At 35.6% G+C, this 9,651-nt stretch carries 7 protein-coding genes; all 7 read left to right on the forward strand.

Features of this window, described 5'->3' with window-relative positions:
* Positions 1-131 precede the first annotated feature (131 nt).
* The 7 genes from V7137_RS29220 (at position 132) to V7137_RS29250 (ending at position 9,453) form a co-directional block, all read left to right on the forward strand.
* Positions 132-1,478 (forward strand): gluconate:H+ symporter, encoded by a 1,347-nt coding sequence (locus tag V7137_RS29220; RefSeq protein WP_335701310.1) that lies wholly within the window; start codon positions 132-134, stop codon positions 1,476-1,478.
* Between the two features lie 384 nt (positions 1,479-1,862).
* The gene (locus V7137_RS29225) at positions 1,863-3,635 is read left to right on the forward strand and encodes a sigma-54-dependent Fis family transcriptional regulator (RefSeq protein ID WP_335701311.1); all 1,773 of its coding nucleotides are present in this window, start codon (positions 1,863-1,865) and stop codon (positions 3,633-3,635) included.
* Between the two features lie 313 nt (positions 3,636-3,948).
* Positions 3,949-5,295: a four-carbon acid sugar kinase family protein gene (locus V7137_RS29230; RefSeq protein WP_335701312.1), complete on the forward strand. Its 1,347-nt coding sequence runs from the start codon at positions 3,949-3,951 to the stop codon at positions 5,293-5,295.
* 140 nt (positions 5,296-5,435) lie between these two features.
* Positions 5,436-6,434 carry a 4-hydroxythreonine-4-phosphate dehydrogenase PdxA gene (gene pdxA, locus V7137_RS29235; RefSeq protein ID WP_335701313.1) on the forward strand — a complete coding sequence of 333 codons (999 nt, stop codon included), beginning with the start codon at positions 5,436-5,438 and terminating at the stop codon, positions 6,432-6,434.
* A gap of 196 nt (positions 6,435-6,630) precedes the next feature.
* The gene (locus V7137_RS29240) at positions 6,631-7,881 is read left to right on the forward strand and encodes a lactate racemase domain-containing protein (RefSeq protein WP_335701314.1); all 1,251 of its coding nucleotides are present in this window, start codon (positions 6,631-6,633) and stop codon (positions 7,879-7,881) included.
* A gap of 116 nt (positions 7,882-7,997) precedes the next feature.
* Positions 7,998-8,810 (forward strand): ATP-dependent sacrificial sulfur transferase LarE, encoded by an 813-nt coding sequence (larE, locus tag V7137_RS29245; RefSeq protein WP_335701315.1) that lies wholly within the window; start codon positions 7,998-8,000, stop codon positions 8,808-8,810.
* A gap of 7 nt (positions 8,811-8,817) precedes the next feature.
* The gene (locus V7137_RS29250; RefSeq protein ID WP_335701316.1) at positions 8,818-9,453 is read left to right on the forward strand and encodes an urease accessory protein UreH; all 636 of its coding nucleotides are present in this window, start codon (positions 8,818-8,820) and stop codon (positions 9,451-9,453) included.
* Positions 9,454-9,651: the final 198 nt, after the last annotated feature.

Raw genomic sequence — 9,651 nt, forward strand, 5'->3', positions numbered from 1 at the left:
GTTTTAGTCATTGGTGAAAGTACAGAAACGTTGTAGGTAAGAACTTATCTATATACGTCATTTGTAAAAGAAATAAATTGCGGCATTTTATTTTATAAAAACTACTAGAAAGTAAATGGGGGAGGACTATTATGCCATTAGTAATTATTGCAATAGGGGTATTATTATTACTTATTTTAATTATGGGCTTCAAATTAAACACATTTGTTTCATTAATCATTGTTTCATTTATCGTGGCTTTATCACTAGGGATGCCTATGAAAGATGTTGTGGCATCAATTGAAAGCGGTTTAGGAGGAACGCTTGGTCATATTGCATTAATATTTGGAATGGGCGCAATGCTTGGCAGGTTAATTGCAGATGCAGGTGGAGCTAATCGTATTGCCGTAACGTTAATTGACAAATTTGGGGAAAAAAGAATTCAATATGCTGTTTTAGTTGCTTCATTTATTGTGGGTATCGCCTTATTCCTTGAAGTAACAATTGTATTATTAGTTCCAATTATATTCTCAATCGCAAAAGAATTAAAAGTTTCTATTGTGAAATTAGGTCTTCCTATGGTTACTGCAGCCTTAGCGACACATGCTTTCTTACCTCCGCATCCGGGTCCAACAGCAGTAGCTGCAGAATATGGTGCAAATATTGGCTTAGTTTTAATTTACGGAATTATTGTCGCAATACCGACTGTTATTTTAGCAGGTATTTTATATCCTAAGCTTGCTAAAAAAATTGTGCCGACTGCATGGACTAGAGAAGGCAGTGAGTCTTTTGGTGTTCAAAAAACATTCAAATTAGAAGAAACACCTGGTTTTGGTATCAGTGTATTTACAGCATTATTTCCAGTTATTTTAATGGCTTCAGGTGCCGCGGTTGATATGCTTCAACCAGCCTTGGGATTTACAGATAATATTTTGGTGAAAATTATTCGTTTTATTGGTACTTCTTCGACTGCTATGGTGATTTCTTTATTGCTTGCAATCTACACAATGGGATTGAGAAGAAATGTTCCGATAAAGAATTTGATGAATTCTTGTTCTTCAGCAATTAATTCCTTGGGTATGCTGCTTTTAATTATTGGTGGCGGCGGTGCATTAAAACAAGTACTTATTGATGGCGGAGTTGGTGATTATGTCGCTAAAATATTTGAAGGATCTGCTATGTCACCTGTTTTCTTTGCTTGGACTGTCGCAGCAATATTACGTATCTGCTTAGGATCGGGAACTGTTGCAACTTTAACAACTGCAGGATTGGTACTTCCATCACTTGCTAATATCCCCGGCGTTAACTTAGAACTAGTCGCACTTGCAACTGGAGCCGGAAGTGCAATTGCATCACATGTTAATGATGCTGGATTCTGGATGGTTAAAGAGTCTTTAGGTTTGACCTTGAAAGAAGCATTTGGGACATATACCGTACTTTCCACTATTGTTGCTGTATCAGGATTAGTATTTACTTTATTATTAGATATCATTTTATAAAATAACAGAAGTGACCATTTTATATATTCTATAAAATGGTTTCTTTTTGTATTGCGTACTAATTTATAGTAGTTTCGTTTACATAACTACAATATTTATAGCCATTAAAACATAATTTAACAAAAAATATATTTTTGAAATCGCTTTAATAACTACTTTTACTTTAGTAGAAATTTGCTTATAATGTGAATGGTGTTGCAAAATGCACAAATTCCTTTTCAAGTCGATAAGTAATCTCTATTATAGTGAATTAGAAGAAGCAAAGAATGAGGTTAATAACTATAGGGAAATTTTCTATCTTAAGCTTTTATATTTCTTCAAAAAAGATAAGCTATTACTATGGAATATTTATGTTAATTTCTGCAATAGAAGGTGAATGGAAAAATGATTAAAGCATTGGTAATTGTCCCTTATGAGGGATTGTTTGAAATGATGAAAGAGATTAAGCAAGAAGTTGAAGATATTCAATTACAAATTGAATTAGGTAATTTACATGAAGGAGTGGCTATTGCAAAGGATGCTGAAAATAATGGCTATCATGTCATAATCAGCCGTGGCGGTACAGCTTCAATGATTCAGGAGGCCGTATCTATACCAGTGATTGACATTCAGGTGTCTGGGTATGATGTATTACGCATTTTAACACTTGTAAAAGGATTTTCAGGTAAAGCTGCTATCGTTGGATTCTCGAATATTACACAAGGTGCTGCTACGATTTGTAAGCTTCTTGATTTAGACATTAGAACATTAACGATTACAAAAGATATCGAGGTTAAAGAAAAATTAACGAGTTTAAAAAAACTTGGATATGAAGTGGTAATCGGAGATGTGGTTACGGTTCAAGCTGCTAAGCAATTAGGTCTGACAGGAGTTCTAATTACATCCGGAAAGGAAGCTATTATGGATGCATTAGAAGAAATGAGAAGGACATATCACATATTCTCGCGGCTGCAACAGGATGTTTCTTTATTTCAAGCTATTCTCGATTGTAACGAACAGGCAATCGGGGTTTTTAATAGAGAAGAGAAAATTGTTTATGGGAATGAACGTTTCAATAAAGAATTTCATTGGATGAAATTAGAGAATTCGGCAGATATAAAAAAGTTGATACAAGAAACTGCATTAACACGTGAAAAGCAAACAAAAACAGTTCACATCAATCATTCATTTTGGAAAATAACGACATGTCCTAAAGAAGATGATATTGTATTATTTTTTGAAAAAACCCTTTCAAATCAAGCTATTGTACAGGATGGGGACGTGAACCTGAATGCAATAGAATTTCATACCGCTGCTTCTTATATCCCTATTTCTGGAAAAAGCGAACTGATTCAAAAGGTGTTAAAGCAAATAGATCAATACAGTAAAAGTGAAGAACCTGTGTGGATTTCGGGGGAAGAGGGAAATGGAAAAGAATTAGCAGCCCACTCCATTTACTTCAAAAGGAAAACAATAAATGAACCATTTATCGTATTGCATTGTGACTTATTAAGTGCAGAACAACTGAAAGATCTATTGAACGAAGACTTTTTTCAAAAATACGCCAATGGAGTAATTTACTTAAAAAACATCGATAAATTGAACTCTTATATGCAAAAGGAGTTATATCATATAGTCAAGAATGAAAATGATAAAAAGCTACAATGGCTAGTGTCTTCTGAGGATAATATTGAAGAAAAGGTCAAAAGTGGCACGTTTCATCGTGAATTGTACAATACATTGGCACAATTAAAAATTCATATACCACCACTCCGAGAACGCAGTGAAGATATTGAGGATTTAGTTCATGTATTTATTTCTGAATTACATCCGAAATACGGAAATGGAGTAGTTGGGATTCGACTGGACGCTTTGGAGGAGATTACCAACTATGATTGGCCAGGAAATGTAGAACAACTTAAACAAGTAATCGAACAATTATTTTTACAATCACATTCTTATTATATCGAGAAGGAAGAAGTTAGAACAGCTATAAATCGATTAGAGCAGCAAGAGAAGAAAAATGGTGCATTAACACATATCGATATAAGTGGCACATTAGAAGAAATCGAAAAACAAGTTATAACTAAAGTCCTTGAAGAGGAAGGGTTGAATCAATCAAAAGCAGCTAAACGTTTAGGGATTAACCGTTCTACATTATGGCGCAAGCTAAAATAACTGCTTGCGTTTTTTTGTGAACAAAATGAAACTAAGGTTGATTAAAATTGCAACATGATTAAATTTCATAAGAATTTTTTCAAATAAACATTGCTAAATGCAACATTTTAATTTATTATTAGTATTGTTGTAAGCGTTTTTAACAGTATATGAAGAGGTTGAGAAAAATCAAATTGGCATGTTGCAGAATTTAATTGAGAAACAAATAGAAAAACTTATTATGTAATAATGAATAGGCGAAAAGAGCCGGAATAAAATAAAAAAACGCAAACTATACAAACCGAAATTGCGTATAAAGGGGGTCGGAATGTAGGTGAAACTAGCAGTTATAGCAGATGATTTAACTGGGGCGAATGATACTGGTGTCCAATTTGCCAAACAAGCTTTAAACACGATCGTGCTATTTTCAGATACACAATTACACCCAAAACATTTGATTGAAGATGTCATTGTTTTAAATTCAGATAGTCGTGCATTAAATTCTGCAAAGGCATATGATGTCGTTTTTAATATATCAACACAATTGAACAAATTCGGTGTTTCAAAAGTCTTTAAGAAGATAGATTCAACCATGAGGGGAAATATTGGCCCGGAGATTGATGCGGTAATGGATGTATATAATTATAAGACTTCGTTTGTGGTACCGGCTTTTCCAAAAAGTAATCGAATTACCAAAAACGGAAATCATTATGTCAATGGTGTACTTTTAGAGGAAACTGAGATTGCTCATGATCCTTCCTGCCCGGTAAAAGAAAGTTACCTGCCAAAGTTGTTGCAGGAGCAAAGCAAGCGGAAAGTTGAATTAATTTCCATTTATGATGTACGAAAAGGAAAAAGTCATTTATCAGTAAAAATGAATGAGTTGTCCTCAGGTGGAATTTCAAAAATTATTATCATTGATGCAACTACTGATGAAGAACTTAAGATCATTGTCGAGGCTGCGCAATTATTCCAAGAAAATTTTCTTTGGGTTGGTTCGGCCGGGATTGCTTCACATCTTTCCAACACAGGCCAGCGTGAAGAACTATTATGTGAAGCACAGGTGGGTGCACGACCTCCGGTGCTAGTAGTAGCAGGAAGTGTGAATTCTATCATTCATCGCCAAATTCAAGATCTGAAAGAGAAATACAATGTTGAAGAACTTGTTATTTCTCCTGAAGAATTCTTTTATGAAGATAGGCGAAAACTTGAAATTGAACGTATTGTTAAAGCGGGTCAAGCATTACTGGAAAAAGGTAATCTAGTGGTAACGACCAATCGTGAGCGAGAGATGATAAATAGAGTAAAGGAACTCCAACGCAAACTTGGTTTATCAAACTTTGATGTTGGGAATACAATTGCCCAATCTATGGGAGAAATTGCAGGTCAATTAATTGAAAGTAAGAACATTTGTGGGACTGTTTTAACAGGTGGGGATATTGCAGGAGCGACATGTAAAGTGTTAAATGGCGAAGGAATTCGGGTAATAGGTGAAGTAGAAGCTGGTATTCCTTACGGGAAATTGTTCGGTGGTTCGTTTGACGGTATTCCCCTTGTTACAAAAGCGGGTGCATTTGGAACGGAACAAGCACTTTCAAAAGCTCTTCAAACAATAACTAAAGTAAATGCTAATGTTAAAAACTGCGATTGGCAGTATACAACTTTTCATAATATGAACTAATTAAAAGCTTGTTAGTTGAAGAAAAGTACAGAATAAGTTTTATTATGAGCAGGAAAAACGCCAAGCATATGTCGAGTCGCAATGATTTGTCATTCGACATATGCTTGGCGAAATATTAAGTGAAATGGGAGGAAATGATTATGGCAACCAATAAACCAACTATCGCAATTACAATGGGAGATCCTTCAGGAGTCGGACCCGAAATTATCGTCAAAACTTTGAATGATAAAAACATCTATGAAAATTGTCGTCCATTTGTAATTGGCGACCTAAAAATTCTTAAAAGAGCTTTAGAAGTAACAAATATAGATCTTCAATTAAATGGAATTTCAAATCTTGAAGATGCAAAGTGCCAATATGGAACTATAGATATTATCGATTTAGATCTAGTGTCGGAAGATTTACCGTGGGGACAAGTTTCTCCTGAAGCTGGAAATGCTGCATTCCGCTATTTAGAAAAGGCAATTGCCTATGCAAATGAAGAAAAAATTCAAGGAATTTGTACAGCTCCATTAAATAAAGAAGCTCTCCATAAAGCAGGCCATATTTATCCGGGACACACTGAAATATTAGCAGAATTAACAAACACAAAAGATTTCGCGATGATGTTATCGGCTCCCGGTTTAAGAGTTATCCATGTGACAACACATATTGGGATTATCGATGCGATTAATAAAATAAGCGTTGATCGTCAATATACAGTTATTAAACTTGCACATGAAACTTTACAAAAAGCAGGGATTAAATCTCCTCGAATCGCAGTTTGCGGGATTAACCCTCATGCTGGAGAAAATGGACTTTTTGGAAATGGTGAAGAAGAAGAAAAAATTATCCCTGCCGTAGAAAAGGCACAGGCAGAAGGAATAAATGTACAAGGTCCACTTCCAGCAGATACATTATTCTTTAGAGCAAAACGTGGCGATTTTGACATTGTTGTTGCACAATATCATGATCAAGGGCATGGGCCAATTAAAGTATTAGGTCTTGAAGCTGGAGTAAATATTACTGTCGGTCTTCCAACGATTCGTACAAGCGTTGACCATGGAACAGCTTTTGATATCGCTGGGAAAAATATTGCGGACGAGCTGTCATTGAAAGAAGCTATGCGAATGGCGATTGAATTAGCTCCTGAAAAATAACCATAATTATTTAGCAAGGGATTGTATAACAGATCTCTTGCTTTCCTTAGTATTAAGATTTTGATGAAAACCAATTTGGTATCTGGAAATAATTATAAATCTGCATATGTATATTTCTTTCAATTTAAAGAAGACTTTTCATATATACAGGATAAGGCAAGCGGATGTTTGTTTAATATGAAAGGAGCGTAATTTGATGTCTTTACCGAAATTTGCGAAAATAAGACAAAAATTTCAAGTAGAAAGTATAAAGGATATCGCTGCAACGATTTCAGAACAATTTTATCATGTAAAAGCCGATGAAAAAATAAAGCCTGGCATGGAGATTGCAATTACCGTTGGAAGTAGGGGAATTGCAAATATTCCTTTAATCGTTAAAAGTGTTGCTGATGAAATTAAAAAGAGAGGAGCAACACCTTTTATCATTCCTGCAATGGGAAGCCATGGCGGAGCTACAGCTGAAGGGCAAATTGAGGTATTGGAAGGACTAGGAGTAACGGAAGAATCTTCTGGTTGTGAAATTCGATCATCTATGGAGGTTGAGGTGGTTGGAGAAACGTCAGCAGGTATCCCTGTTTATGTTGATCGGCATGCTTATCATGCAGATGGAATCATCGTTATGGGCCGTGTTAAGCCACATACTGATTTTAAAAATAAAATCGAGAGCGGCGTCTTAAAAATGGCATCGATCGGAATGGGCAAACATAAACAAGCATTGGCTTTACATACATATGGCATTAAGGGGATTAGTGAAATGATGCCTGAAGTTGGAAAAGTAGCCATTCGCAATTCCAATACTCTATTTGGTATAGCAATTGTTGAAAACGCTCATGAAGAAACAGCAATCATTGAAGGGATTAATCCAGATGATATTGAAGAACACGAAAGAGAATTATTGAAAAAAGCATTCGATTTGATGCCAAGCCTTCCAGTTGATGAAATGGATATATTAGTAGTTGATGAAATCGGTAAAAACTTCAGTGGAACAGGTATGGATACGAATATTATTGGTCGAATTCGTGTGTTAGGAGTAGAAGAGCCGAAAAAACCTAGTGTGAAATATGTTATTGCTTCAAATTTAAGTGAAGCTAGTCACGGTAATGCGTTGGGAATTGGATTAGCTGATTTAACAACAAAGCGTTTATTTGAAAAAATTGATTTGAAAACAATGAATGAAAATGTTGTTACAAGTACATTTTTAGACCGGGCTAAAATTCCGATTGTTCTTGATAATGACCAGGAAGCACTAAAAGCAGCTCTACGCGCTAACTGGGGTGTTTCTTCGGAAGAGGCAAGAATTGTAAGAATCCCAAATACTCTTCATATTGGGGAGTTATATGTATCTGAAGTCATTTTTAATGAGTTGAAAGATAAAGAAAATATCGAAGTATTAGAGGATCTGCATGAAATGAAGTTTAATGAAAATGGTTATTTCTTACCGATGTAACAGGTATCTTTTATGAGGATTTAAGCTTTAAGAGATAGCAAACATCAAAAAACGGCTTCCCAGATGGAAGCTGTTTTTTGTAACTTTAAATTGGGCACTAAGAAAGGGTGATCGTTATGCTAGAATTGAAATATAACAAACTTCAAGAAATTTTAAGAGAAATGAAAACAGTAGTCATCGCCTTTTCGGGCGGTGTGGACAGTACATTTTTATTGAAGGCTGCACTCGACACTCTTGGGCGGGAAAATGTATTGGCTATAACAGCTGATAGTGAAACATACCCTTTTGAGGAATTGCAAGAAGCAATTAAACTCGCCGAACAGCTAGGAGCAAGACATGAGGTGATTCAGACATCGGAATTAAATATTCCGGGTTATGCTGAGAATACATCAAACCGATGCTATTTTTGTAAAAAAAGCTTGTTTGAGCATCTTGTACCAATCATGGAAGAGAGTAACTACAATAATGTAGTTTTCGGCCTTATCGCAGATGATCTTGGAGAGCACAGACCAGGAACAAAGGCAGCGAGAGAATATAATGTAAGGGGACCACTTCAGGAAGCTGATCTTTATAAAAGTGAAATTCGTGAGCTGTCACAACAAATGGCCCTACCAACATGGGATAAACCATCCTTTGCTTGCCTTTCATCTAGGATAGCTTATGGAGAGCACATTACGATGGAAAAACTGAAAAAAATAGATAAATCCGAACAAGCTATTCGAGCCATTGGAATTCGGCAAGTACGGGTACGTACCCATGGTGAGATTGCAAGAATTGAAGTAGAACCACAGGAGATGCAACGTTTATTAGAGCATCATCAAGAAATCACAGCAAAACTTCAAGAATTTGGATATGCCTATGTTACGATGGATCTCATTGGTTATAAGAGTGGCAGTATGAATAAGATTTTGCAAGAGGTAGAGAGGTAGAAACGAGATGGAAAATCTTTTAGCGATTTTAGGAATAGGATGTTTGTTAGGACTTAAACATGCTCTAGAACCTGACCATATCATTGCTGTTTCTACGATAGCTGGCAAACAGAAATCACTTTTTCATTCCAGTTTATTAGGTGTTTTTTGGGGGATTGGACATACCTTAACGCTATTAGGGGTATTTCTCATTTTGGCCACTACGAAAGGAAGTATTCCTGAGAAATGGGGAATGGCATTTGAAATGGGTGTAGGCGTTATGCTTGTCTACCTCGGTATCGTTTCCCTTCAAACACTAAAAAAGAAGAATATAAAGAGAGAAAGTAAAGAAAGTAAACATCTTTTCTTAAAGTCTATGTTCATTGGTCAAATCCATGGACTTGCAGGAAGTGCTGCGATGACATTACTAGTTGTCTCTGTGGTTGATTCTATGAAGGATGCTGTTCTATATATTGGGATATTTGGAATTGGTACTATTCTTGGTATGCTTTTGTTTACATTTGTCGTCAGCTTACCCTTTGTTTTTGCAGGAAAAATACAAAGGATCGAACGCGTTTTAACAGGTATTGCTTCAATCATTAGTATCTGTTACGGAATTTATTATATCTATTTAATAGGATATCAAGAGGGATTATTTATTTAATATCTAACTTTAAGGCAGCGGGTGATATCATGAGTAAGTTTGAAGATTTAGGATTCAGTAAAGTAGATATTGATCGAGAAAGGCGTACCGGTTATCCAGAAGTGATTTATGGAGAAGGGAAAACGCCTGAACAAATTGGTCTGATCATGGGGAAGTTGATTGAAAGTCATGGTAAAGTCATGGTAACTCGTCTTTCAG

This window comes from Neobacillus drentensis, assembly GCF_036962765.1.
GTDB classification, from domain to species: domain Bacteria; phylum Bacillota; class Bacilli; order Bacillales; family Cytobacillaceae; genus Neobacillus; species Neobacillus drentensis_C.

Bases quoted from the DNA above. Each gene is read 5' to 3' on its own strand.
- V7137_RS29220 (WP_335701310.1), top strand. From the start codon at position 132: ATGCCATTAGTAATTATTGCAATAGGGGTATTATTATTACTTATTTTA.
- V7137_RS29225 (WP_335701311.1), top strand. From the start codon at position 1,863: ATGATTAAAGCATTGGTAATTGTCCCTTATGAGGGATTGTTTGAAATG.
- pdxA (WP_335701313.1), top strand. From the start codon at position 5,436: ATGGCAACCAATAAACCAACTATCGCAATTACAATGGGAGATCCTTCA.
- V7137_RS29240 (WP_335701314.1), top strand. From the start codon at position 6,631: ATGTCTTTACCGAAATTTGCGAAAATAAGACAAAAATTTCAAGTAGAA.
- larE (WP_335701315.1), top strand. From the start codon at position 7,998: ATGCTAGAATTGAAATATAACAAACTTCAAGAAATTTTAAGAGAAATG.
- V7137_RS29250 (WP_335701316.1), top strand. From the start codon at position 8,818: ATGGAAAATCTTTTAGCGATTTTAGGAATAGGATGTTTGTTAGGACTT.